Annotated in this window: 23 protein-coding genes; 14 read left to right on the top strand and 9 right to left on the bottom strand. The window is 68.0% G+C overall.

Annotated features, from left to right (window positions below; genetic code table 11):
- Positions 1-132: 132 nt before the first annotated feature.
- The 6 genes from C996_RS13700 (at position 133) to C996_RS0101870 (ending at position 4,556) form a co-directional block, all read left to right on the top strand.
- Entirely contained in the window at positions 133-384 is a 252-nt protein-coding gene (locus C996_RS13700; protein ID WP_051076889.1) for an energy transducer TonB, read from the top strand.
- A gap of 42 nt (positions 385-426) precedes the next feature.
- Positions 427-1,176 carry a MotA/TolQ/ExbB proton channel family protein gene (locus C996_RS0101890; protein ID WP_018865784.1) on the top strand — a complete coding sequence of 250 codons (750 nt, stop codon included), beginning with the start codon at positions 427-429 and terminating at the stop codon, positions 1,174-1,176.
- A gap of 3 nt (positions 1,177-1,179) precedes the next feature.
- Positions 1,180-1,596 (top strand): biopolymer transporter ExbD, encoded by a 417-nt coding sequence (locus C996_RS0101885; protein WP_018865783.1) that lies wholly within the window; start codon positions 1,180-1,182, stop codon positions 1,594-1,596.
- On the top strand, positions 1,593-1,766 hold the full coding sequence (gene hemP / locus C996_RS13915; protein ID WP_018865782.1) for a hemin uptake protein HemP: 174 nt from the start codon (positions 1,593-1,595) through the stop codon (positions 1,764-1,766). Before C996_RS0101885 ends, hemP begins: the two co-directional genes overlap by 4 nt.
- Positions 1,767-1,999: 233 nt before the next feature.
- Entirely contained in the window at positions 2,000-4,138 is a 2,139-nt protein-coding gene (locus C996_RS0101875; protein WP_018865781.1) for a TonB-dependent receptor domain-containing protein, read from the top strand.
- Positions 4,139-4,367: 229 nt separating this feature from the next.
- Positions 4,368-4,556, top strand: coding sequence for a hypothetical protein (locus C996_RS0101870; RefSeq protein WP_018865780.1), 189 nt, complete (start codon positions 4,368-4,370; stop codon positions 4,554-4,556).
- Positions 4,557-4,652: 96 nt separating this feature from the next.
- Here the strand turns inward: C996_RS0101870 and C996_RS0101865 are convergent, their stop codons facing one another.
- Positions 4,653-4,907: a hypothetical protein gene (locus tag C996_RS0101865; protein ID WP_018865779.1), complete on the bottom strand. Its 255-nt coding sequence runs from the start codon at positions 4,905-4,907 to the stop codon at positions 4,653-4,655.
- A gap of 206 nt (positions 4,908-5,113) precedes the next feature.
- Here C996_RS0101865 and C996_RS0101860 point away from each other — a divergent pair, with 206 nt between their 5' ends.
- Entirely contained in the window at positions 5,114-5,791 is a 678-nt protein-coding gene (locus C996_RS0101860; RefSeq protein ID WP_018865778.1) for a tetratricopeptide repeat protein, read from the top strand.
- A gap of 258 nt (positions 5,792-6,049) precedes the next feature.
- On the opposite strand, the gene C996_RS0101855 is transcribed toward C996_RS0101860, so the two are convergent.
- The 3 genes from C996_RS0101855 to C996_RS0101845 all read right to left on the bottom strand — a co-directional run bounded on the left by C996_RS0101855 (position 6,050) and on the right by C996_RS0101845 (position 7,980).
- Positions 6,050-6,487 carry a hypothetical protein gene (locus C996_RS0101855; RefSeq protein WP_018865777.1) on the bottom strand — a complete coding sequence of 146 codons (438 nt, stop codon included), beginning with the start codon at positions 6,485-6,487 and terminating at the stop codon, positions 6,050-6,052.
- A 53-nt stretch (positions 6,488-6,540) separates the two neighbouring features.
- Positions 6,541-6,756, bottom strand: a complete 216-nt coding sequence (locus C996_RS0101850; protein WP_018865776.1) for a hypothetical protein — start codon at positions 6,754-6,756, stop codon at positions 6,541-6,543.
- Between the two features lie 90 nt (positions 6,757-6,846).
- Entirely contained in the window at positions 6,847-7,980 is a 1,134-nt protein-coding gene (locus C996_RS0101845; protein WP_018865775.1) for a hypothetical protein, read from the bottom strand.
- A 100-nt stretch (positions 7,981-8,080) separates the two neighbouring features.
- Between C996_RS0101845 and C996_RS0101840 the strand changes: the two genes are divergently transcribed.
- Genes C996_RS0101840 through C996_RS0101830 form a run of 3 tightly spaced genes read left to right on the top strand, consistent with a single transcriptional unit; the run spans position 8,081 to position 9,778 of the window.
- Positions 8,081-8,782 (top strand): hypothetical protein, encoded by a 702-nt coding sequence (locus C996_RS0101840; protein WP_018865774.1) that lies wholly within the window; start codon positions 8,081-8,083, stop codon positions 8,780-8,782.
- Positions 8,775-9,287, top strand: a complete 513-nt coding sequence (locus C996_RS0101835) for a YcgN family cysteine cluster protein (protein WP_018865773.1) — start codon at positions 8,775-8,777, stop codon at positions 9,285-9,287. The genes C996_RS0101840 and C996_RS0101835 overlap by 8 nt, the downstream gene beginning before the upstream one ends.
- 8 nt (positions 9,288-9,295) lie before the next feature.
- On the top strand, positions 9,296-9,778 hold the full coding sequence (locus tag C996_RS0101830; RefSeq protein WP_018865772.1) for a gamma-glutamylcyclotransferase: 483 nt from the start codon (positions 9,296-9,298) through the stop codon (positions 9,776-9,778).
- A 98-nt stretch (positions 9,779-9,876) separates the two neighbouring features.
- On the opposite strand, the gene recN is transcribed toward C996_RS0101830, so the two are convergent.
- Both recN and C996_RS0101820 read right to left on the bottom strand, forming a co-directional pair.
- Positions 9,877-11,538: a DNA repair protein RecN gene (recN, locus tag C996_RS0101825; protein ID WP_018865771.1), complete on the bottom strand. Its 1,662-nt coding sequence runs from the start codon at positions 11,536-11,538 to the stop codon at positions 9,877-9,879.
- Positions 11,539-11,545: 7 nt separating this feature from the next.
- Positions 11,546-12,424 (bottom strand): NAD(+) kinase, encoded by an 879-nt coding sequence (locus C996_RS0101820; protein ID WP_018865770.1) that lies wholly within the window; start codon positions 12,422-12,424, stop codon positions 11,546-11,548.
- Between the two features lie 115 nt (positions 12,425-12,539).
- Between C996_RS0101820 and hrcA the strand changes: the two genes are divergently transcribed.
- The 4 genes from hrcA to dnaJ all read left to right on the top strand — a co-directional run bounded on the left by hrcA (position 12,540) and on the right by dnaJ (position 17,642).
- Positions 12,540-13,598, top strand: coding sequence for a heat-inducible transcriptional repressor HrcA (gene hrcA, locus C996_RS0101815; protein WP_018865769.1), 1,059 nt, complete (start codon positions 12,540-12,542; stop codon positions 13,596-13,598).
- A gap of 120 nt (positions 13,599-13,718) precedes the next feature.
- The gene (gene grpE, locus C996_RS0101810) at positions 13,719-14,303 is read left to right on the top strand and encodes a nucleotide exchange factor GrpE (protein WP_018865768.1); all 585 of its coding nucleotides are present in this window, start codon (positions 13,719-13,721) and stop codon (positions 14,301-14,303) included.
- 137 nt (positions 14,304-14,440) lie between these two features.
- Complete coding sequence (gene dnaK, locus C996_RS0101805; protein WP_018865767.1) at positions 14,441-16,372, top strand: molecular chaperone DnaK; 1,932 nt, start codon at positions 14,441-14,443, stop codon at positions 16,370-16,372.
- Between the two features lie 121 nt (positions 16,373-16,493).
- A complete protein-coding gene (dnaJ, locus tag C996_RS0101800; RefSeq protein WP_018876097.1) occupies positions 16,494-17,642 on the top strand; it encodes a molecular chaperone DnaJ in 1,149 nt (382 codons plus the stop codon).
- 296 nt (positions 17,643-17,938) lie between these two features.
- Here dnaJ and C996_RS0101795 read toward each other — a convergent pair whose 3' ends face one another.
- From C996_RS0101795 to epmB, 3 genes are all read right to left on the bottom strand, one after another.
- Positions 17,939-20,011 carry an EAL domain-containing protein gene (locus C996_RS0101795; protein WP_018865765.1) on the bottom strand — a complete coding sequence of 691 codons (2,073 nt, stop codon included), beginning with the start codon at positions 20,009-20,011 and terminating at the stop codon, positions 17,939-17,941.
- A complete protein-coding gene (locus C996_RS0101790) occupies positions 20,008-21,900 on the bottom strand; it encodes a hypothetical protein (protein WP_018865764.1) in 1,893 nt (630 codons plus the stop codon). Before C996_RS0101790 ends, C996_RS0101795 begins: the two co-directional genes overlap by 4 nt.
- 134 nt (positions 21,901-22,034) lie before the next feature.
- A complete protein-coding gene (gene epmB, locus C996_RS0101785) occupies positions 22,035-23,063 on the bottom strand; it encodes an EF-P beta-lysylation protein EpmB (RefSeq protein ID WP_018865763.1) in 1,029 nt (342 codons plus the stop codon).
- Between the last annotated feature and the right edge of the window lie 66 nt (positions 23,064-23,129).

Genomic DNA, 23,129 nt, shown 5'->3' with positions numbered 1-23,129 from the left:
CCAGAGCCGGAACCAGAGCCGGCCGGATTCACCCCGGAGCGGGTCGAGGAGGCGGAGACGGGCGCGACCGCCAGTGGGCCGGCGGGGCAGGAGGACGAGCCCTTCGAGGAGCCGGGTTTCGGGGCGGATTACCTGAGCAATCCGCCGCCCGACTATCCGCGGATCTCGCTGCGTCGTGGCGAGGAGGGGACCGTGCTCCTGCGGGTCCGGGTTTCCGCGCAGGGGCAGCCGCTGGACTGGTCGGTGGAGGAGAGCAGTGGCCACCGGCGTCTGGACGAGGCCGCTCAGGCAGCGATCGAGCACTGGGAGTTCGAGCCGGCGCGCCGTGGCGGCCGCGCGGTGGAGGGCGTGGTCCTGGTGCCAATGGAATTTTCGATTCGATAAACGCGTGAGCCCCGCCGCAGGGGCGCCGTCGAGGATGACTGCATGAACGAGTTCGATGTTTTCTACGTGTTTCGCCATGGCGACCCGGTGCTGATCGCGGTCTTCCTGGTCCTGCTGGTGATGTCGGTGGCGACCTGGGCGATTGCCGCGAGCAAGCTGTTCACGCTGTTCGGTGTGCGCCGCGACAACCGCGCGACGCTGGAGGCCTTCGATGCGAGCCAGACGGCGCCGGCCTTTCACGATGCGATCCGTGATCAGCGCGGTCCGCTGGCGGCGATCGGCCAGGAGGCGTTCGCGGCGTTCGACGACTATCGCGGTGTGCGGGATGGCTCGGACAAGGCCGAGCAGCGTCTGGACGACCACGTGGTGCGCCGAATCCGCCAGGCGATGGACCGCCAGCTGTTGCGCATGCAGGCCGGCAACATCGTGTTCGCCTCGGTCGGGGCGCTGGCACCGTTCGTCGGGCTTCTGGGTACGGTCTGGGGGATCCACGGCGCGCTGATCGACATCTCGCAGGAGTCGTCGGTATCCATGGACCTGGTCGCCGGGCCGCTCGGTGAGGCCCTGGTGGCGACGGCCGCCGGTCTGGCCGCGGCCATTCCGGCGGTCGCATTCTTCAATATCTTCAATCGTTCCCAGCGTCTGCTGCACCAGGATTTCGAGGCCTTCGCGCATGATGTGCATGCCCTGCTGATGCACTCCGACCTGATGCCGGGCAATGCACGCCAGGCCCGCGACCGCCGTACCGATCCGCATGCGCTGCCGGACGACGGCCTGCATCAGGGGGTATGAGCGATGGCCTTCGGACGCATGGGTGATTCCAACGAGCCGATGTCGGACATGAACGTGATCCCGCTGGTGGATGTGATGCTGGTGCTGCTGGTGATCTTCATCATCACCGCGCCGGTGATCACACACTCGGTGGATCTGGATCTTCCCCAGGCCACCAGCGAGCCGGTGGATGAACTGCCCGAAAGCGTCACCCTGGCGCTGGACGGGGGTGGCGATCTCTACTGGAACAACGAGCCGATTGCGCTGGAGCAGCTCCCGACGCGCCTGCGCGATGTGCTCGAGACACAACCGGACGTCGCGATCTACCTGCGCGCGGACCGCGACACCCGCTACGAGCGGCTGGCCCGGGTGATGGCCGAGGTGCGCCAGTCCGGGGTGGGCCGCATGGCCTTCGTCTCCGAACCGGAGGGGGAACGATGAATTCCGGCTCTTCTGAATCGGTCAAGCCCGCCGCCCGCGAGCAGACGGGCCCGCGCGAGATCGCCAGCGAACAGTTGCTGGGACCCGCGCGGCAGATCCGCATCTGCCACCGTGGCGAGTGGTACACCTTGCGCCGCACCGCGAACGACAAGCTGATCCTGACCAAGTAGAACCACACGAAACACCCGTCACGGTCCGTACCGTGACACCTGCCAGCCAGGGGAGCCCCTCCCTCAGCCAGCCTCCAATCCGTCACCGATCCGCGGCGTCTCGACGTCCGGGCGGTATTGATACTGGCTATTCAAGGGAGACCACCATGGCTCGAAACCACCAGCCGACCCACCGAACCGAACCGCGAGCAACGCGTTCGCCCATCCACGGCGCCTGGAAACGGCGGGCGATCGTGCTCGCGATCGCCGGGGTCGCGGGCATTCCCGCGCTCCATGCCCAGGAAGCCGACCCGGCGACAGCCCCCGAACCCGAGGCCCGGCTTGCACCGGTCCAGATTCTCGGGGATGTGACCGCGACGCAGCGGCTGCCCGGTTCAGCGGCCGTTGTCGGGCGTGACCAACTGGAAACCGAAGGGACCACCGATATCCATCAGGCGCTCAAGACGGTGCCCGGTGTCTATGTGCGGGAGGAGGATGGCGCGGGCCTGCGGCCGAACATCGGTATCCGGGCGGCGCCGCCGGGGCGCAGCAGCAAGGTGACGCTGATGGAGGACAACGTATTGATCGCCCCGGCCCCGTATTCCAACCCGGCGGCCTACTATTTCCCGACCGCCAAGCGGATCCACGAGATCGAGGTACTGAAGGGAGCGCCATTGCTGCGCCATGGCCCCCAGACGACCGGGGGGGTGATCAACCTGGTGTCCACGCCACTCCCCCGCGAACGTGAAGGGTCCATCGAGGCGGTGGTGAACGATCGCGGCGGCACCGATGTGCATGCCATGTTTGGCGACCGTTCCGGCGACTGGAGCTACATGATCGAGACGGTCCAGCGGGACGGGGCCGGTTTCAAGGACATCGATCGCAGCGACCGGGATACCGGGTACGACATCCAGGACTATGTCGGCAAGCTGCGCTGGGAGGGTGAGCGCCAGAGCATCGAGACCAAGATCCAGTATTCGGAGGAGACCTCGAACGAGACCTACCTCGGTCTGACCGACGAGGATTTCGCGCGGGACCCCAACCGGCGATACGGCCTTTCCGAGATCGACCAGATGAATAACGATCACCTCGGGCTGAGCCTGACGCACGACATCGACTGGTCGGATCGCGTACGCATGACCACCACCCTGTACCGCAACGAATTCGCGCGTAACTGGTTCAAACTTGGTGGCGGCAGTGCGTTTATCGACGACGCCAACCAGGGGGATGCCACCGCGCAGCGGATCCTCCGGGGCGAGGAGGATGTTGCGGACCTGACGTATCGCAACAACAACCGCGAGTATGTCTCCGAGGGTGTCCAGACCGAGTTGAGCATGGACTTCGGGGACCACTGGCTGCGCGCGGGTGCTCGCTATCATCAGGACGAGATGGATCGGTTCCAGCCGGATGATATCTATGACCAGGTGAACGGCTCGCTGGTCTACCAGGATACGATCCAGCCGACGGGCAGCAACAACCGGTTCGAGGATGCCAAGGCCTGGAGTTTCTGGGTGGCCGACGAGTGGTACGTGAACGATCGGCTGACCGCCAACCTCCTGCTGCGCTACGAGGACGTCGAGACCTCGCGTACTCAATACGGCGACGCGCAGCGCACGGTTGTGGACTCCCGGCGTTCCAATTCGAGCAGCATCTGGTTGCCCGGGGCCTCGCTTACCTATGACGTGACGGATCGCTGGCAGGTCCTTGCCGGCGTACACCGGGGATTTGCCCCCCTGGGCGGCGGTGCGACCGAGGAACAGGATCCGGAAACCAGCACCAACTGGGAACTGGGTGCCCGTTATCAGGGTGATAACGCCTTCGTCGAGGCCATCGGCTTCTACAGCGATTTCTCCGACTTCGTGCAGAACTGCTCGATCGCCACGCCCTGCTCGGACGGATCCACCTCCGGGACCTTCACCACCGGCGAGGCGGTGATTTCCGGTCTGGAACTGCGTACGTCCACAAGCATGGATCTCGGCAGCTTCCGGGCCCCGCTGGAGGCTAGCTATACCTACACCAGCGCCGAATACAGCGCGGACAACGCGGTTTCCGGTGTGCAGAAGGGAGACCGCCTGCAGGCGATCCCGCGTCACCAGTTCAGTCTGCGCGCGGGGCTCGAGCATGGCAGTGGCTGGAACAACTACGCCATCCTGAAGTACATCGACGAGACTTGCAGCAGTGATGGCTGCAATCGTGCGTCGGGCGGCTTCAATCGCACCGAGTCGCTGACCACGCTGGACCTGGTAAGCCGCTATCCGTTGGGTAAGGACACTGACTTGTTCGTGCGCGCCACCAATGTGCTGGACGAGCAGAGCATCATCTCGCGGTATCCGGACGGGGCCCGGCCCAACGAACCGCGCACCTTCTCGGTGGGCCTGAAGCACCGCTTCTGAGACCCCCGAACGGGGTTTGCATGTGCCTCCGATTGGCCGCGGCCTTGTCCGCGGCCTTTTTTATGGATCGGTTTCCGTGGGTGTGCATCACAGTTTGCAGGCCCAGGGCCCGAACGAATCGAACCAACGGAGTTCAGTCGGGCCTTAATGCCGAGTGCCCCGGCGGCGGGTGACCCGCTCGTGCGTAGGGAATGATCCGGAACGGACTGCAACGGTAAAGGAGAACACCATGTGGAAATCACGACTGACGATTCTGATGCTTGCCCTGATGATGGCGCTGGGCAGCGCGACCCTCGCGGGGTGTGACAATCAGGGCCCGGCGGAAGAGGCCGGTGAGAACATCGATGACGCCATGGACGATGCTGGCGACGCGATGGAGGATGCCGGGGACGAGATGGAGGATACCTTCAGCGACTGATCCCGGCTGAGCCGAAACAAGAAGCCCCGGCACGCGCGGCGTGCCGGGGCTTTTTTGCTTCATCCGGATTGGACGCCCCTGCAGGGCGTCCGGGGGTCAGAAGTTGCCGTCACCCTCCGGTTCCATGCCGCCATCGGACGGGGGTTGCTGCATCTCGCCCTCCTGCGGCGGCTCCTGCATGCTCCCTTCGGGTGGCGGGGCGCTCTGCATGCCGCCTTCACCGCCCTCGGGCTGTTCCTGCATCTGTTGTTCCTCGAACTCGTCCATGCCCATGTCGCCGTCGGAGCAGCCCATCAGAAGTACAAAGGGTGCGATGGCCGCGGCGGCCAGGATCCTGGTTGAATGCTTCATGGAAACTCCTGTCCATTGATGTGGATGTAAACGCGCAACTGCGTTCTCACCTCTCGACCCTTGAGCCCCCTCCGGTGTTTCGGGAAATTCATCACAGCTTTGCGTTTCGCCCGGGGCGTGGTTTCTGTCACGCATCCTCGTGCGGTTTGTCGACGGCCCTTCGCGGGGTCGCTAGAGTGAGACAAAGGCAATTCCGGACGGCAGTGATGGCGCAATCCTCTTCGCAAGAATCTCTCCTGGAGCAGGCTCGCAATGCCTGGGCCCGCGGCGAACACGCCGTCGCGATGACCCTCTGGCGGCAGGGGGCCGAGGCCGGGGACCCGCAGTGCGCCTTCAACCTGGGGGTCCTGCTGGATGAGGGGCAGCACCTGCCGCGGGATCCCCTCGAGGCCGCGCAGTGGTATCAGCGTTCGGCCGAGGCCGGGTTCCCGGATGCCGCCTTCAACCTGGCCGTCCTGTTCGAGCAGGGGGACGGCCTGGAGGCGAACCCCAACGAGGCGGCCCGCTGGTTCCATATTGCCGCGGAGCGCGGGAACGCCCAGGCGATGTTCAACCTGGGGCTCAAGTTCGACGAGGGCCGGGGCCTGCCGCAGGATGCGGAACAGGCGGCCCAGTGGTATCTGCTGGCGGCCGAGGCCGGCGAGGGGCGCGGTGCCGCCAATCTCGCGCGGCTGTTCGCGATGGGCGAGGGCGTGGAACGCTCCGATGTGTCGGCGTTCAAGTGGTATGCGATCGCGGCGGAGATGGGGATCGCGAGCGCGGCGCGTTACCGCGAGCGCGTGGCGCGCGAGCTGAGCCCCGACGAGCGCCTGCACGCGGGCGAACGCGCCCAGGAGTGGCTGCAGAACCAGGCACAGGCCAAGGCAGCGCCGCGCCTGCAGTAGCCGGCACGGCCGCCTGTCAGGGGTGCAACCTGAAGGAAGCGCCGGGATCTCGCGAGCCGATCGCCACGGTGCTGCGCACCTCGCGATGACGGCTGTTGGGTGTTCGGGATGACGAGAGCGTGGGGTGGCGTGTCACGCAGGGACCGAGGGCATTGCCAGGGACTGAGGGCAATGCGTCGTGACCCCAACGCGCTTCTTCCGATCTTCCGGGCCTTCCTGTGAAGCGCTGTGGACCTTCTTCGTGCGCTCCGCGGAGGGCTAGACCACCACGTTCAGTTCGCGGCGTGGCTCCTCGGCCGGCCCGGCCAGGCTGACCGCGAGTTCCACGCGGCGGCGCAGGGCCTCGACACCGACGCCGCCCAGCACGCCACCATCCGGCGCCGCGGCCCCTTCGGCGTCATTGCCGCTGCTGCGGAAGGCCTCGATCTGGGCCGCGACCCGGGCCCGCGAGGCCATCTCCTGTTCCGAGCGCGGGGGGAAGGCCAGGCCCTGGTCCTGTTCGGCATCGCCGCGGCGGTTCTCGTCCTGTTCCGCGCGATCCTCGATCGGGCGGCGGGCCTCGCCGGCCTCGGGGTCGTTCAGCGGGCGATCGAAATCGGCCGGGGTGGAGAGCTGCCCCAGGCCCAGCCGGTCGCTGCCGGTCGGGCGTGTGCCGACCGGTACCGCAGCAGACGGGTTGGTGACCGGGACTTCCATCGCGTAACTCGGCGAGCCTCCTGGTAAGGCGTGTTCTCAGGCGTTGCCCGGATTCAGGCGCGTACGTCCAGCAACGAGCCGATCATCCGGTCCTCGGCCTGCAGGGTCTTCACCGAGGCCTCGACCTGATTCTGGCTGGCGATCATGCCCACCTGGGCACCCATACTCTCGCGACTGCCCGCGTTCTCGGTGGCCACCGTGTGGGCCTGCTGGCGCATGCTGGTCATGCCCTTCTGGATGCCCGCGAGGGAGTGGCTGGCGTCGATCATGTGCGTGAACCTGTCCGGCAATCCTGTAACTCGTTGACCCGATTATAGATCAGTTAGTTGCATTTCACCGCCCGGCGGCTCCGCGCCGGGTCAGGCGGGCCCGAGCAGGGCCTGCAGGCGGGCGTGCACCGCGGCGCGTGCGCCGGACTGGCGGGACTGCCATTCAGCGAGGCGTGCGCGCCGTGCCGCCGGGTCGATCCCCTCCGCGAGGCGCGCGAGCACCTCGTCGGCCACCTGCTCGGGGTCCTCGCCGCGAGCGACGAGGCCGGTGTGCTCGGCGGCGATACGCAGTCGCGTGGCGGCATCCGGGTGGCGTTCATGCTCCGCCGGGCCGCAGATGACCGCGCTGCCACAGGCCAGCGGCAGGCCCAGGTCGGGCGGGGTCTCGCTGGCGGCCAGGGTGCCGCCCGGCAGGGTCACCTGGGCGCAGGTGTAGGCGGCGTGCAGCGTCTCCGGATCCTCGATGTAGTAGACCCGGTTCTTGCGCGGCACGAAGGAGGTCATAAAGCGGTTGTGGCGGATGATCGGCAGCGAGTACTTGATGGCGTCGCGATAGACCGGCTCGTGACGAGCCGGGTCCGCGGGGGCCAGTAGCAGGATGGCCGCGCTCTTGCGCAGAACCGCGAACAGCACGGCAAACGCGAAGGCCTCCTCGCCCGGGCCGGTGTTGGGTGCCAGCAGGATCGGATGGCCCTTTTCGTGGTATTCGCGAAAGCGTTCGCAGAATGCGCTGGAGTCGGACGGCGGGGCCGGCAGTTCCACCGCCCCGGCGATCGGGTCGCCGATCACTTCGGCGATCCCGGGGGCCGGGGCGTCTTCGCGCGCCGCGAACACGGCATCCCACTCGACGCCCCCGGTGTCGCCCTCGGCATTCACCCAGATGCGCGGTGCATGGAGCGAGGCCAGTGCGGGGCCCAGGTCGTGCTCGCCGGCCCGCAGGGGCCCGATGACCACGACGGCGCGCGGCCGCAGCCGCGCCAGACGCGGGGCCGCCAGGTCCGGGCGCATCGCCAGCGCCGGGGTGGCATCCATCAAGCCGGCCGCCTCGCGGTCATGGCCGCAGTCGGTGACCCCCAGCGTGATCGGCCCGACGGCGTCGGCCAGCTCCGCGAGCCAGTCGGCGGCCGTCTCGAGGGTGGCCCGCGGGGCGAGGATCAGGATGCGCCCGCCGCTGTCGCCGGGGACGGAGCGGGCGGTGATCCAGGCAGACAAACGTGCGAACATGGCGGGCTGGTATCCGGTGGTCGGGCGAGCGTCGCATTATACGAGGCGGCATGGCGCGCCCGCCACGGCCGGGCTTTGTGTCTTCAAGGGGAATTGCGCGATGCATGTACGCTGGATCATCGGGCTGGTGGCGATGGGAGTCATCCTGGCGCTGGCCATGTGGGTCTACTCCAACCCGGGTGGCATGCGCAGTCAGCAGTTCTCCGACCTTCCGTGGCAGATCGAGGTAGGGGATCGCCAGCGCACGCGGGTGCTGGGCATCGTGCTGGGCGAGACCACCATGGCCGACCTGATGGGCCGCCTGCCGGTGCCGGACATCCGCCTGTTCGTGGATGCCGACGGTTCGCGTTCGGTGGAGGCCTACTACGTGAACGCGCGCATCCCCCCGTTCGAGGCCAACCTGATCCTGCGCCCGGATTTGGATGAGGCGGCGCTGGACCGGATCGAGGCCGAGACGACGTCCGAGCGGCCCATGCCCAGCGGGGCCCGGCGCTACGGACTGAGCGACGACGCCCTGACATCGCTGGGCAACGTCCCGATCGTCGAGATGAGCTACATCCCGCGCGCCCACTGGACCGAGGACCTGATTACCCAGCGTTTTGGCGAGCCGCGCGAGCGCCTGCGCATGGACTCCGATCACAGCTACTGGCTCTACCCCGAGGACGGGCTGGCCATTCTGGTCCCGCGCCGCGGGCGTGTGCTGATGCACTACGTGACCCAGGAGCGCTGGGGACAGACCGTGGAACGCCTGCGCGACGAAGGGCGCCGCCGCCTGGGCGAGGACTACGGGGATCATGAGTGAATCGGCCGCGCCGGATGCCCGCCCGTTCTGGGAGCGCCCGCTCGAGACCCTGAGCCACGAAGAGTGGGAGGCCCTGTGCGACGGCTGCGGGCGCTGCTGCCTGCACAAGCTGGAAGACGAGGACTCGGGCGAGCTGGCCTTTACCTGGCTGGCCTGCGACCTGCTCGACTGCGAGACCGGTTTCTGCTCGGACTACGCCAACCGCCGGGACTTCGTGCCGGACTGCATCCAGCTGACCCGAAAGGACCTGCCCCACTATCACTGGTTGCCGCCCACCTGTGCCTATCGCCTGCGTTTCGAGGGCCACCCGCTGCCGACCTGGCACCCTCTGCTGACGGGCGATCCGGAGACGGTCAAGCGCGCCCGCGTCTCGGTGGCCGGCCGGGTCATCCGCGAGTGTGATGCCCCCGACCTCCCCCTGATCGACTACGTGGTCGACTGGCCCGGCCAGGTGCCGGAGTCCGCGCGCCTGTGGCGCCCGGTGGTGCGTTTCCCGCAGGAGTAGCCATCGGTATGGCGGGATTCGTCGACCTGTTCGTGTACGGGACGCTGAAGCGGGGCTTCGCCAACCACCGGGCGTTCTGCTCCAGCGCCCTCCGGATTCGCACCGCGACCATTGTCGGGTCGCTATATGACTTACCCGTGGGCTACCCCGCCGTGCAGATTGCCGCCGACAGCATTCTGCTGAAAGCCGGGCAGGACCCGGCCCGTGACGCGGGGCGTCAGCGCCGCTTCCGGGGGCTCGCGCCATCAGCCCCGGATGCGGCGCAGGAGCTTGTGCACGGCGAGTGGATTCGCCTGCCCGATCCGCCGCGGGCCCTGCCGCGCGTCGACGCCCTGGAGGGTGTGCGCCCGGACGGCCGCGGGGAGTATCGCCGGGCCCTGGTGCCCGTCTGGACCGAGGATGGTCCCACGGCCCTCTGGGTCTACTGGATGCCGCGTCTGCCACCCGGTGCGCGCCATCTGGCGGACGGCATCTGGCCGGCGCGGTCCTGAACCGCATGGTTCAGCGGTGGTGATCCTGTAGCGCCCGCTCCACGATCCGCTGCGCTCATCGCATCCTGCGTGTTGTCCTTTGTGGCCTTCGTGCTGGACTAACCGGCGGAGGACAGGAGTTCGCGGGCGTGGGTGCGGGTGGTCTCGGTGAGCTGGGTGCCGCCGATCAGGCGGGCCAGGGCCTCGACGCGGCGCTCGTCGTCCAGCGGCTGGATGGCAGTGCGGGTGCCGTCCTTGCCGTGCGATTTCTGCACCTCCAGCTGCTGGTGGGCCTGGGCGGCGACCTGGGCCAGATGGGTCACGCACAGGACCTGATGGCGCTCGCCCAGGGTGCGCAGCTTGCGCCCGACGACCTCGGCGACCGCGCCGCTGATGCCGCTGTCGACCTCGTCGAAGATCAGCGTGGGTACGGTCTGCTGCTGGCTGGCCAGCACCTGTAGCGCGAGCCCGATACGCGAGAGCTCGCCGCCGGAGGCAACCTTCGCCATCGGCTGCGGGGCGGAGCCGGGGTTCGCGGCGACGCGGAACTCGATGTGATCCACGCCGTGCGCCTGCGGTTTGTCGGCGGGCTCGATCGCGATCTCGAAGTGGCCGCCGGCCATGCCCAGCTCCTGCATGGTGTCGGTGACCGCCTGGCCGATGCGTTTGGCGGTCTGCTGGCGGGCCTTGCTCAGCGCCTTGGCAGCCGAGTCGAAGGCGGTACGGGTCTCCTGTTCGCGCACCTCCAGGGCCTCGAGGGTCTGGTCGCCGTTCTCCAGGGCGTCCCGCTCGGTCTGCAGTTCGTCGTGCAGGCCCGGGAGGGCCTCGGGATCGACCCGGTGCTTGCGCGCCAGGCGCAGGTACTCGCCGACGCGCTGGTCCAGCTCGGCCAGGCGTTCCGGGTCCAGTTCGATGCCGTCGGCCAGCCGACGCAGGGTGTCGCCGGCCTCAGTGATCTGGATGCGCGCGGACTCCAGCAGCTCCAGCGTCGGGTTCACCCGTTCGTCGTGCTGCGCGGCGTCTTGCAGCGCGTGCAGCACATGGCCGATCTGGGCATCGACGCCGGCGTCGTCCTCGATCTGCTGGCTGGCGGTCTGCAGCGCGCTCAGCACCTCGGTGCCGTGGGCGAGCTGGTTCTGCTCGGCCAGCAGTTGCGGGTATTCGTCCTGGACCGGGGCCAGTTCGGCCAGCTCGGTGGTCTGGAAACGCAGCAGGTCGAGGCGGTCGGAGGTGTCGGCCTGGCTCTCGCGGGCCTGCTCCAGCGCGCGGGCGGCCTCGCGCCAGGCCGTGTGGGCCTCGCGCACGTGGGAGACCCGGTCGCCTTCGAGGAAGCCGTCCAGCCAGAGGCGCTGGGTGTCGCGCTGCAATAGCTGCTGATGGGCGTGCTGGCCGTGGATGTCCACCAGCCACTCGCCCAATGTGCGCAGCTGGCCGACCGCGACCGGTCGGCCGTTGATCCAGGCACGGCTCTTGCCCTGACGGGTCAGGACCCGCCGCAGCAGCACCGCGTCGTCGTCGGGGTCCGCGAGGTCCTGTTCCGCCAGCCACGTGCCAGCCGGGCTCGTGTCGGTCAGGGCGAACTCCGCGGACAGGTCGGCCTGTTCGGCCCCCTCGCGCACCATGCCGGCGTCGGCGCGGTCGCCCAGCAGCTGGCCGATCACGTCGATCAGGATGGACTTGCCGGCCCCGGTCTCGCCGGTCAGGGCGCTCAGGCCCGTGTCCAGCTCCAGTTCCAGCTGGTCGATGATCGCGAAGTCGCGGATGCTGATCAGTCGCAGCATGGCGGGATCAGGGCTGCTCGCCCCAGCGCAGCTTGGTTCGCAGCACGCGCAGGAAGTGGTGTTCGCGGGGATGGATCAGGGTCAGGGCCTGTTCGCGACGGTGGATGCGGAGCAGGTCGCCCGGGGCGAAGTCCACGTTCTCCTGGCCATCCAGCGCGACCTGGGCCGGGGAACGGCTGCCACTGGACAGGCGGATCTCCACCGTGGAGCGGCCGCTGACCACCAGCGGGCGGTGGTTCAGGCTGTGCGGGCAGACCGGGACCATGACCATCGCGTCCAGCTGCGGGGTCAGGATCGGCCCGCCGGCGGACAGGGCGTAGGCGGTGGAACCCGTGGGCGTGGCCACCACCAGGCCATCGGCGCGCAGCCGGCCGACGTCCATGCCGTCGATCGCGGTGTCGAACTCGATGATGCGCACCACGCTCAGTACATGGACCACGACGTCGTTCAGCGCGATCCCGTGGTGGATGGTGACCCCGTCGCGGATCAGCTCGGCCTCCAGCATCGCCCGCGGCTCGCGCTCGAAGGCCCCGTCCAGGACCTCGCCCAGTTCCTCCGGGGCGGTGTCCGGGGAGACATCCACGAGAAATCCCAGGCGACCCAGGTTGATCCCCAGCAGCGGCGTGTCGGCATCGGCGACCTTGCGGGCGGTGGCCAGCAGGGTTCCGTCGCCGCCGATGACGATCAGCAGATCGACCGCGCTGGCCAGCTCCTCCAGCGGCAGGAGCCCGACCCGCTCCGGACGCTCGAAGCCGTCGATCTCCTGTTCCATGAAGACCTGGCGGCCGCGCTCCTGCAGCAGACCGACCAGCGTGGCGACCAGCGGTGCGGTGCGCGAGTCGCTGGTCTTGCCGACCAGTCCGACCTTGTTGAAGTCTGGCATCATGCCGGCATTATCCGGAAAAGGGACCGCGACTGCACCCGGGGTTTCTTGACCTGAATCGGGTGCAACCGAAGACTGTAGTTTCCTGGCACTCGACCGAGTGGAGCGCTGACGATCCATGGACAACGCAACGATCAATCTGGACGCCAGGGCCCGAACCCTGCTGCGGACCCTGATCGAGAGCTATATCCGGGATGGCCAGCCGGTGGGCTCGCGTACCCTTGCGCGCACCTCGGGACTCAGTGTCAGTGCGGCCACTGTACGCAACGTGATGGCGGATCTCGAGGACATGGGCCTGATCCATTCGCCGCACACCTCGGCCGGGCGCATCCCGACGCCGGCCGGCTACCGGCTGTTCGTGGACAGCCTGCTGGAGGTGCGCAACCCCTCGCCGGAGGAGGTGCGCGCGATCCAGTCCGGCTTCGACCCGAATGCCAGTACCCAGGATCTGATGGATACCACCAGCAACCTGCTGTCGCGGGTTACGCGCATGGCCGGGATGGTGCGCCTGCCGCGGCATCGCAACGTCGCGCTGAGCCAGATCGAGTTTCTGCGCCTGGGCGAGGGACGCATCCTCGCGATCCTGGTCATCGACGGCAAGGAAGTGCAGAACCGCGTGCTGGAGCTGGAGCGCGACTTCGGCCAGGACGAGCTGCAGCGCATGGCCAACTACCTGAACGCCCATCTGGCGGGCAAGAGCCTGCACGCCGTGCGAGCCGAGCTTCTGCGCGAGATGCGCGACGTGCGCGACGACCTGGACGCGATGATGCTGGCCGCGATCGACCTGGGCGAGAAGGCGGTCGGTGACGAGGACCCGGACGACGTGGTCGTGGCCGGCCAGACTCACCTTCTCGGCTACGAGGAGCTGGCGGACATGGAGCGCCTGCGCCAGCTGCTCGAGGCCTTCAACGAAAAGCAGGAGATCCTCGGGATTCTCGACCAGTGCATTCGCAGCGACCGCGTGCAGATCTTCATCGGCCGCGAGTCCGGGCTGGACTGGTTCGAGAACTGCTCGGTGGTGACTGCGCCCTACAGTGTGGATGGCGAGGTGGTCGGCGTGTTGGGGGTCATCGGACCCACGCGCATGTCCTACGACCGGGTAATCCCGATCGTGGACGTGACCGCGCGTCTGCTCGGCTCGGCCCTGGGCGATCAGCCGCCGGGCGACCCGAAGTAGCGGGCCGCCCTTGAAACCCGGACGGATGCCCCCACAGTCCCCGTAGTCAACCCGAATACCCCGCCTGCCGGCTGGCGACCCGGCGGGCGGTTTCACTTTTCATTGATTCGCGAGGCCAGCATGTCGGAACAGCGGGAACCCCAGGAACAACCGGAAGAGCTCGAGACCGGGAACGAGGCGGCCCCCGAGGCCGATGGCGACCACCCCGGCGAGGGCGATACCGAGGCACGGCTGCAGGAGCTCGAGGCCCTGGCCGAGGAACGGCGTGACCAGGCCCTGCGCGCGCAGGCGGAACTGGAGAACCAGCGCCGGCGCTTCGAGCGCGAGCTGGAGAACGCGCACAAATACGCGATGGAAAAGTTCGCCTCCGAGATGCTGGAGGTCGGCGACTCGCTGGAGATGGGGCTGAAGGCGGCCCGCGAGACCCAGGATGTCGAGCGCATCATCGAGGGGGCCGAGCTGACCCTGAAGAACCTGACCAAGGTCTTCGACAAGTTCGGCATCCAGGCCGAGGACCCGACCGGCCAGCGCTTCGACCCGGAGCGCCATCAGGCGATGTCCATGCAGGAAGACCCGGAGCACCCGCCGAACACGGTGGTGGCGACCATGCAGAAGGGCTACATGCTGCAGGACCGCGTACTGCGCCCGGCCATGGTGGTGGTCTCCAAGGCACCGACCTCGCCGAACATCGACGAAAGCGCCTGACCCGGCTACCCGGGCGGATCAGGGGGCGGCTCGGATATCGCCCCTTGAAAACCCGGCCCGGGCCCCCAGATTTCCGTACAAGTTGGCAGAGAACGACGCTCTGCAGCGCCACTTTTTCGCATCAGGAGATTTCAATCATGGGCAAGATCATCGGTATCGACCTCGGGACCACCAACTCCTGCGTCGCCGTGATGGAAGGCGACCAGGCCAAGGTCATCGAGAACGCGGAAGGCACCCGCACCACCCCGTCCATCGTCGCGTTCAGTGACGACGGCGAGGTGCTGGTCGGCCAGTCCGCCAAACGCCAGGCGGTCACCAACCCGCAGAACACCGTGTTTGCGGCCAAGCGACTGATCGGCCGCAAGTTCGACGAAGGCGAGGTCCAGAAGGACATCAAGCTCGTCTCCTACAGCATCGTGAAGGCCGACAACGGCGACGCGTGGATCGAGGTGCAGGGCAAGAAGATGGCCCCGCCGGAGATCTCCGCGCGCGTGCTGCAGAAGATGAAGAAGACCGCCGAGGACTACCTCGGGGAGGAGGTCACCGAAGCGGTGATCACCGTCCCGGCCTACTTCAACGACTCCCAGCGTCAGGCGACCAAGGACGCCGGCAAGATCGCCGGGCTCGAGGTCAAGCGCATCATCAACGAGCCGACCGCGGCCGCGCTGGCCTACGGCATGGACAAGCAGCGCGGGGATCGCAAGATCGCCGTGTATGACCTGGGTGGCGGTACCTTCGACGTCTCGATCATCGAGATCGCCGAGGTGGACGGCGAGCACCAGTTCGAGGTGCTGGCGACCAACGGCGACACCTTCCTGGGTGGCGAGGACTTCGACAATCGCCTGATCGACTACCTGGTCGACGAGTTCAAGAAGGACCAGGGCATCGACATCAAGGGCGATCCGCTGGCGATGCAGCGCGTGAAGGAGGCCGCCGAGAAGGCCAAGATCGAGCTGTCCTCCAGCCAGCAGACCGAGGTCAACCTGCCGTACATCACGGCCGACAACACCGGGCCGAAGCACCTGGCGCTGAAGATCACCCGCGCCAAGCTGGAGAGCCTGGTCGAGGACCTGGTCAAGCGCTCCATCGAGCCGTGCAAGGTCGCGCTGAAGGACGCCGGCCTGTCCGCCTCCGAGGTGGACGACGTGATTCTCGTCGGCGGCCAGACCCGCATGCCCAAGGTGCAGGAAGCGGTGCAGGAGTTCTTCGGCAAGGAGCCGCGCAAGGACGTGAACCCGGACGAGGCCGTTGCGGTCGGCGCCGCGGTGCAGGCCGGTGTGCTGGGTGGCGACGTCAAGGATGTGCTGCTGCTGGACGTGACCCCGCTGTCGCTCGGGATCGAGACGATGGGCGGTGTGATGACCAAGCTGATCGAGAAGAACACCACCATCCCGACCCGGGCCAACCAGGTGTTCTCCACCGCCGAGGACAACCAGACCGCGGTGACCGTGCACGTGCTGCAGGGCGAGCGCGACATGGCCAGCGCCAACAAGTCGCTGGGTCGCTTCGACCTGCAGGACATCCCGGCCGCGCCGCGCGGTGTGCCGCAGATCGAGGTCACCTTCGACATCGACTCCAACGGCATCCTGAACGTCTCGGCCAAGGACAAGGCGACCGGCAAGGAGAACAAGATCGTGATCAAGGCCTCCTCCGGCCTGTCCGACGAGGAAGTCGAACAGATGGTCAAGGACGCCGAGGCGCATGCCGAGGAAGACAAGAAGTTCCAGCAGCTGGTCCAGGCACGCAACCAGGCCGATGCCCTGGTGCACTCCGCCGAGAAGTCGCTGAAGGATCTGGGCGACCAGGTCTCCGACGACGAGCGCTCCGCGATCGAGTCGGCCGTGGCCGAGGTCAAGACCGCGATGGAAGGCGAGGACGCCGACGCCATCGAACAGGCCACGCAGAAGCTGGCCGAGGCCTCCGGCAAGCTGGCCGAGAAGGCCTATGCCCAGAACGCGGACGCCGCGGGCGAGGCCGGTGCCGAGCAGGCCGACAGCGGCCAGCAGGGCGACGATGTCGTGGACGCCGAGTTCGAGGAAGTCGACGACGACCAGAAGAAGCAGGGCTGATGCCCGTCCGGCGGCGCCTTGGCGCCGCCGGACTTCGACCACACGCCACGCCCGGGGTACACGGTACCTCCGGGCGTTTGCGTGAAGGCACTCCGCGTTCGCGCGAACGATCTACCTGGAAATGACCATGTCACAACGCGACTATTACGAGGTGCTGGGCGTCGCCAAGGACGCCTCGGCCGCCGATATCAAGAAGGCCTTTCGCCGCCTGGCAATGAAGTACCACCCCGACCGCAACCCGGGGGACGAGGAGGCCGAGGCCAAGTTCAAGGAGGCGCGCGCCGCCTACGACGTCCTCAGCGACGATCAGAAGCGTGCGGCCTACGACCGCTATGGCCATGCCGGCGTGGACGGTTCGGCCGGCGGCTTCGGCGGCGGGGCCGGGGCCTCCAACTTCAGCGACATCTTCGAGGATATCTTTGGCGATATCTTCGGGGGTGGTGGAGGCGGCCGCGGTCAGCGCGCCTACCGGGGCTCCGACCTGCAGTACAACCTGGACCTGACGCTCGAGGAAGCCGTGTTCGGCACCGAGGTCAAGATTCGCATCCCGACCACGGTGTCCTGCGAGGCCTGCGACGGCTCCGGCGCCGAACCGGGGACTTCGCCGGAGACCTGCCCGACCTGCAACGGGGTCGGGCAGGTACGCATCCAGCAGGGCTTCTTCTCGGTGCAGCAGACCTGCCCGCGCTGCGAGGGCTCCGGCAAGATCGTCTCCAGCCCCTGCAAGTCCTGCCACGGCAAGGGTCGGGTGCAGGAGCAGAACACGCTGGACGTGAAGATCCCGGCCGGTGTGGACTCGGGCGATCGCATCCGTCTGGCCGGCCAGGGCGAGGCCGGCATGAATGGCGGTCCGCCGGGTGATCTCTACGTGCAGGTGCGGGTGAAGCCGCACAAGCTGTTCCGGCGCGAGGGCTCGGACCTGCACTGCGAGGTGCCGGTGTCGTTCGCGACCGCCGCCCTTGGCGGCGAGCTGGAGGTCCCGTCGCTGGACGGCCGGGTCAAGCTGAAGGTCCCCGCGGAGACGCAGACCGGCAAGCAGTTCCGGGTCAGCGGCAAGGGCGTGAAGTCGGTGCACGGCGGTGCCGTCGGCGACCTGATCTGCCGCGTGGTGGTGGAGACGCCGATCAACCTGACCAAGGAGCAGAAGCAGCTCCTGCGCCAGTTCGAGGAATCCACTCAGGCCGGTGGGACCAAGCACAGTCCGCAGGCGCAGTCCTGGGTGGACGGGGTGAAGGGCTTCTTCGAGGACCTGAACTTCTGGTCCAAGTAACCCGGCCATAGTCGTGCCGGGGACCACTCGTGTTTATTGCACCACAGAGTGCACAGAGGCCACGGAGAAAAAACGGGCAAGGGCAAGGGCAAGGGCGATTTACAGGAAGTTTGGAAGACAGACAGATTTTTTGGGTGAAGGGATGGACCGTTGACCGCCGCGTGGCACGGCACCGATAGTGCCCACGCAACCGCCCACATCATCCCTCTTCCGATCTTCCCGTCTTCCTGTAGACCGCTTTTCTCCGTGTTCTCTGTGCGCTCTGTGGTGAAAAATGGAGTGAGGGCGCGCGGGGCTCAGGTTGAGGCGAAGTCGAAGGTGGGGGCCGGCATCGGCGCCTGCAGGAAGTAGCCCTGCACGAGGTTGACGTTCAGGCTGTAGAGCACGGCGAGCACACTGGCGTCCTCGACATACGGCACGATCACCTGCTTGCCCTTGGCGTGCGCGGCCTCGGTATGCTCGCGGATCAGCTGCTGATTCTCCTCGCTCTCGGCCAGGTTCTTCACATACGACGGGTCCAGCTTGATGTGGTCCGCCTCCAGGTGCTGCAGCAACTGGAACGGGTTCAGGCCGTTGCCGAAGTCGTCGATGCACAGGTGGCCGTGCATCTCCTGCAGGCCCCGGGCCACGTGGATCGCCGGCTTCAGGTGGGTTACCACGGTGGGTTCCTTCAGCTCCACCACCACGTTGTCGGCGGGGATGCGCAGGGCGTGCAGGTCGTCGTGCAGCCAGCTGACCACCGAGGGATCGCCGAGCGAGCCATTGGTCAGCTTGAGGAAGAACTGGGTACCGGGGTCCTTCTTCAGCTGTTCCGCGAGGACGCCCAGGGCGGTCTTCAGGATCCAGCGGTCGATGGGCTGGGCCATCTCCGTGCGCTCGGCGCTGGGCAGGAAGGCCTCCGGTTCGTGGATATGACCCTCGGCATCGCGCAGCCGCACGAACACCGAATAGCGCGCCCGGTCGGCCCCGTGCAGGTTCACGATCGGTTGGTACAGCAGCTCCAGACGGTCGTGATCGAGGGCGTCCTGGATGCGTAGCCGCCATTGCTGGTCGGCCTGTGCCTGGGTCATCTCGCCCTCGGCCGGGCGGAAGAAGCAGTGGGTCCCGCCGCCGGCTTCCACCGCTTCCTGCAGTGCGCGGTCGGCCTGCGACAGTAGCTCCTCGGTATCCACCGCAGTCTCGTCGGCGATCACGATGCCGGCGGACAGGGTGCAGTTGGTGGAGGCGTTGCCGAGCTCGAACACGCGCCCGGTGACCGCCTCCATCAGACCGTGGACGCGGCTCTCCACCTCGTTGCGGCGGGTATCCGGCACCAGGATGCCGAAGTGCTCGGCCTCCAGGCGCGCGGTGATGGCCGGCTCGGGGAACTGGTCCTCGATTAGCTTGCCGATGTCGGCCAGCAGCAGGTCGCTGGCGGACATCCCGACGTTGGCGCGAATTTCCGCGAAGCGGTCCACCGCCAGCGTGATCAGGGCGAAGGGCTTCTCCGACTGCGCGGCCTGGCCCTGCGCGGTCTCGATCATGCCGGTGAAGTGCTGGCGGTTGTAGAGGCCAGTGACCAGATCGCGCTGCGACAGGTAATCGATCTTCTCCGCCAGTTCCGGGTCCTCCTGGGCCGAATCCAGCAGGACCTGGGTACAGGCCTCGCCCTCGACGCTGGCGGTGGAGAGGCGCAGGTTGGCCTCGAACGGGGTGCCGTCGAAGGCCTGCAGCTGGAAGGCCTGATGGGTCTGGTCGCCCTCCTCGCCGTTCTGGAAGCGTCGCAGCAGCCCCTTCAGTTCGTCGCGGCTCTCCGGCGCGACCAGATCCATCAGCGGCAGGCCATCGACGTCCTCCGGGTCGCCGATGCCGAAGCGTTCGCGCCAGGAGGCGTTGGCGTAGATGTGCATGCCCTCGTGGACGTAGGCGATGGCGTCGCGCGAGTTGTCCAGCAACAGCTGGCAGCGGCGCTCGGACTCCTGCAGCGACGCGTCCATGCGACCCAGTCGCTGGCGCAGCTGGAACTGTTCGGCGGCGCGAATGGTGAGGAGGCTGGCCAGTTCGTGCAGTTCGTGATCCACCACCGCGTACGCACCGGCCTCGTAGTCGTCCACGCGTTCCGCTTCCGGGCGTTCGGTCAGGATCACGACCGGGATCCGCCGGCCGGAGGCATGCTGGGCCTCGTCCACGTGCTCGCGGGCCAGGCTCAGGCCGGGTTCGATCAGTACGATCACGTCGAAGCGCCGGTTCTCCAGCGCCTCGGAGAGGGCGTCGGTGGTCGAAACCTGCTCCGGGCGGATCGCACTGCCGCGGGTTCGGATGCTGCTGATGACCTCTTCCGCCCGGTTCGGATTACTGGTAACGAAGAGGGTACGAATGGTCTCGTTCATGGGGCCTGGTCGTCGCGGTTGCGGGTGGTGAGGGACAGTCCGTTGTCATTCGCGAGGCCGGGGTCCGCCTCCGTGCCGGGGGATTCCGCGGTCGGGCTGCCGACCTCGAGCGCAGTCATGCGGCAGCCCACCTCGGTGAACAGGGTAGTCCCCGTGCGCTCGCTGTCCAGTTCCAGAACGCGGGCGCGGTCGTTCAGCCAGCAGACCACCCGTTTTTCGTGGTCGAAGACCTGGGCCGGCAGGAACAGGGCGGCCCCGTCGGCATCCGTTCGTTGTGGCGCAAACAGCCCCGGCTGCGGGACCCCGGCGGCGACCCCGTTGCGAAAATCCTGGATCTGCATGGGGAGGCAGCGATTGGCAAGAAACTCCACGCCGATGCTGATGCGTTCGCCGACCTGATCGTCGAAGCGAATCCAGCGCAGCACCCCGACCGTCCAGCGGTGGCCGTCCACGGCGCGCAGCCCGACCAGGTCGCCGATCAACAGAGGCTGCTGCGGTGCGTCCAGGCACAGGCGGACGCCCCCGGCGCCGATGTCGTCCACCTGCCAGTGTTCCGGCGGATGGCGCTTGGTGATGGGCCCTGTCGGTTCGTCGTGGCCGGCGATCTCGAGGCCGCGCCCGACGTCTTCCCAGGCGGTCGCGGCGGGGCCGGGGGTGTCGTCCGCGAGCGGCCGGAGATCGCTGTCGCGACCGGCGGCGGGCGGGCTGTCGACCAGAGCGAGATCCGACCCCCGCAGTGCCGCGGGCGACATCTCGAAGACGCTGACGCCGCGATCACGCTGCTGCACGGACTTCAGGCCGGCCTCGCCGTTCTCGTCCGTGTCGAGTTCCCGGGCGCCGGCGTCACGGCGACGCTCCATCTCCGCCAGCAGAAAGTCATGGATGCGTTCCAGTCCCATGACGCAGACCTGCTGCAGGTCGCCCGCTCGCTCGCGACTGTGCCGCCGGGTGGGCAGGTGCGACCACAGGCGCAGGAGATGCTCGGCCAGGGCCTGTGCATTGCCGGTTTGCACCGGCTCGAGGTTTTCCGGGGCGTCGCGCAGTGCGGCCAGGGCCGGGCCCAGCTCCACGAAGCAGGCCAGGTCGCCGGCGGGCTGGTCGCGCAGGACCAGTCCCGGCGCATGGTCGCGCTCGAGCTCGCAGCGCAGCACCGGCAGGTCGGGATGCTGGTCCGGGTCGGGAGCGGCGGTGCAGGTCAGCGCGATCGCGTTGATCCAGCGAACCAGCAAGTCCATCTCGCCCATCTTCAGGGCGTTCGGGTCGGTGCTCCCCAGCACCATGAGGCGCGCGCTCATGGTCTCGATACGATCCGTATGCAGCGGCCCGAAGCGCTGGTCGGTGGCGGGGCCGTGGTCGGCGATGTGCTGGGCCCGTGCCAGGCGCAGCAGGTCGTAGAGTTGCTGCCAGTGACCGGAGGGCAGGTTCTGATACAGCCGCCAGTGGTGCACGGCGAGCGCGCCCAGCAGCGCGACGGCGGCCTGCAGGGGCGCGGTCAGGCGTTCCGCGTGCCGGGTGTCGTCGGCGTCGATGCGCTCCCGGACCACCAGCAGTTCGGCCCTGAGCAGAGCGCGCAGGGCGCTGCCGAGGACCTCGGCACGATCGCGGCTGCGGCGCCCCAGTGGCAGGGGGCGCTGGCGCAGCAGGCGCTCCAGCACGGGGAACAGGGGCAGGAGGTGGTCTTCCAGTATGCGCACCAGGCTGGCGCGAACCCCGGGCCGCAGCGCGATCTGGTTGAGCCCTTCGAGGGCCTTGCCGAGTTGCTGCATGCCGAGCTCGGGCTCGCTGCCGGGCAGTTCCGCGCACCAGGCCCGCAGAGCCTGCGGCGTCCGGTGCGGGAAGCTGGCAGGGCCGGCCGGTTGGGCGGGCAGCTCGGGCAGGGCGTGCAGCATGGGCGTGTCCAGTGGTCGCTGGGCCGGTTGCGTGGGACTCTCCGGAGAACGCGTTCACGCCCCGGGTCTGGCGCTACTGTAGCAGCAAACCGTGTTTTTGGTGTGGGAGGCGTCGGCCTTTGCTCACGCCCGGCCTACGGGGCTTGCAGGGTCTTCCCGGATGCACCCGGGATCTCGCGCGCCAGGCGTGGAACCAGGTAGCCTGGCAGCCGCGCATGGAGGGCCCGGTGGAGTTCTTGTGCGCGGCGATCCGAAACCTCGAAATGGGCCGTGCCGCGGGTGCGGTCGAGCTGGTGCAGGTAGTAGGGCAGGACGCCCAGGCGGAAGCCGGCCTCCTGCAGTTCGCTCAGGGTCTCGGCATCGTCGTTGATCCCGGCCAGCAGGACCGCCTGGTTGAGCAGCATAACGCCGGCGGCGCGCAGGCGGACGAGTGCCGCGTCGGCCGGGGCGGCGAATTCGCGCGGGTGGTTCGCGTGCAGCACCAGGATGTGCTGCAGCCGCCCCTGACCGAGCCAATCCAGCAGGCGGTCGTCGACCCGCTCCGGCAGGACGACCGGCAGGCGCGAGTGGATGCGCAGGCGTTCCAGGTGCGGGATGGCGTCCAGCCGCTGGGCCAGTCGGGCCAGGCGGGTATCGGAGAGGCTCAGCGGATCGCCGCCGCTGAGGATGACCTCGCGGATGTCCGGATGCGCCGCGATGTACTCCAGCGCGGGCGCCCAGTCATCCCGGGCCGGATTGTGCTCGGAATAGTCGAATTCGCGGCGAAAGCAGTACCGGCAGTGGATGGCGCAGGCCCCGGTGGTCAGCAGCAGCACGCGGCCGTGGTACTTGTGCACCACGCCGGGTGCGGCCAGGGCGTCGTGATCGCCGACCGGGTCGCTGACGAAGCCCGGGGCCTCCAGGGCCTCGCGGGCATCCGGGAGGGCCTGCAGCAGCAGCGGGTCGCGCGGGTCCCCCGGGCGCACGCGCGCCAGGTAGCTCTCCGGGATGCGGGTGCGAAACAGTCGGTGCCCGGTCTGCATGCCCGGCAGGTCGTCGAGCGGCAACCCGAGGCGTGCGGCGAGGGCCTCGGGATCGGCGACCGCACGCGCCAGCGCCTGCTGCCAGGCCGGCGTGGCACGCGGCGCGGGTGGCTGGGTTCCGCGCGGCTCGCGCGTTATCATGACGGGCTTTGTGGGCATGAATCGTTTCCGGACGGGGCGGTATGCCCGCGCCACGCATCATCGAGG

Source organism: Thioalkalivibrio sp. ALE25 (genome assembly GCF_000377285.1).
Classification (GTDB): Bacteria; Pseudomonadota; Gammaproteobacteria; order Ectothiorhodospirales; family Ectothiorhodospiraceae; genus Thioalkalivibrio.
The sequence above is the reverse complement of the archived record's forward strand: the minus strand, read 5'-3'. Positions and strand labels throughout refer to the sequence as shown.

What these genes read in the sequence shown, in the direction of transcription:
- C996_RS0101890 (WP_018865784.1), top strand. Translation starts at nt 427, where the DNA reads ATGAACGAGTTCGATGTTTTCTACGTGTTTCGCCATGGCGACCCGGTG.
- C996_RS0101885 (WP_018865783.1), top strand. Translation starts at nt 1,180, where the DNA reads ATGGCCTTCGGACGCATGGGTGATTCCAACGAGCCGATGTCGGACATG.
- hemP (WP_018865782.1), top strand. Translation starts at nt 1,593, where the DNA reads ATGAATTCCGGCTCTTCTGAATCGGTCAAGCCCGCCGCCCGCGAGCAG.
- C996_RS0101870 (WP_018865780.1), top strand. Translation starts at nt 4,368, where the DNA reads ATGTGGAAATCACGACTGACGATTCTGATGCTTGCCCTGATGATGGCG.
- C996_RS0101865 (WP_018865779.1), bottom strand. Translation starts at nt 4,907, where the DNA reads ATGAAGCATTCAACCAGGATCCTGGCCGCCGCGGCCATCGCACCCTTT.
- C996_RS0101860 (WP_018865778.1), top strand. Translation starts at nt 5,114, where the DNA reads ATGGCGCAATCCTCTTCGCAAGAATCTCTCCTGGAGCAGGCTCGCAAT.
- C996_RS0101855 (WP_018865777.1), bottom strand. Translation starts at nt 6,487, where the DNA reads ATGGAAGTCCCGGTCACCAACCCGTCTGCTGCGGTACCGGTCGGCACA.
- C996_RS0101850 (WP_018865776.1), bottom strand. Translation starts at nt 6,756, where the DNA reads ATGATCGACGCCAGCCACTCCCTCGCGGGCATCCAGAAGGGCATGACC.
- C996_RS0101845 (WP_018865775.1), bottom strand. Translation starts at nt 7,980, where the DNA reads ATGTTCGCACGTTTGTCTGCCTGGATCACCGCCCGCTCCGTCCCCGGC.
- C996_RS0101840 (WP_018865774.1), top strand. Translation starts at nt 8,081, where the DNA reads ATGCATGTACGCTGGATCATCGGGCTGGTGGCGATGGGAGTCATCCTG.
- C996_RS0101835 (WP_018865773.1), top strand. Translation starts at nt 8,775, where the DNA reads ATGAGTGAATCGGCCGCGCCGGATGCCCGCCCGTTCTGGGAGCGCCCG.
- C996_RS0101830 (WP_018865772.1), top strand. Translation starts at nt 9,296, where the DNA reads ATGGCGGGATTCGTCGACCTGTTCGTGTACGGGACGCTGAAGCGGGGC.
- recN (WP_018865771.1), bottom strand. Translation starts at nt 11,538, where the DNA reads ATGCTGCGACTGATCAGCATCCGCGACTTCGCGATCATCGACCAGCTG.
- C996_RS0101820 (WP_018865770.1), bottom strand. Translation starts at nt 12,424, where the DNA reads ATGATGCCAGACTTCAACAAGGTCGGACTGGTCGGCAAGACCAGCGAC.
- hrcA (WP_018865769.1), top strand. Translation starts at nt 12,540, where the DNA reads ATGGACAACGCAACGATCAATCTGGACGCCAGGGCCCGAACCCTGCTG.
- grpE (WP_018865768.1), top strand. Translation starts at nt 13,719, where the DNA reads ATGTCGGAACAGCGGGAACCCCAGGAACAACCGGAAGAGCTCGAGACC.
- dnaK (WP_018865767.1), top strand. Translation starts at nt 14,441, where the DNA reads ATGGGCAAGATCATCGGTATCGACCTCGGGACCACCAACTCCTGCGTC.
- dnaJ (WP_018876097.1), top strand. Translation starts at nt 16,494, where the DNA reads ATGACCATGTCACAACGCGACTATTACGAGGTGCTGGGCGTCGCCAAG.
- C996_RS0101795 (WP_018865765.1), bottom strand. Translation starts at nt 20,011, where the DNA reads ATGAACGAGACCATTCGTACCCTCTTCGTTACCAGTAATCCGAACCGG.
- C996_RS0101790 (WP_018865764.1), bottom strand. Translation starts at nt 21,900, where the DNA reads ATGCTGCACGCCCTGCCCGAGCTGCCCGCCCAACCGGCCGGCCCTGCC.
- epmB (WP_018865763.1), bottom strand. Translation starts at nt 23,063, where the DNA reads ATGATAACGCGCGAGCCGCGCGGAACCCAGCCACCCGCGCCGCGTGCC.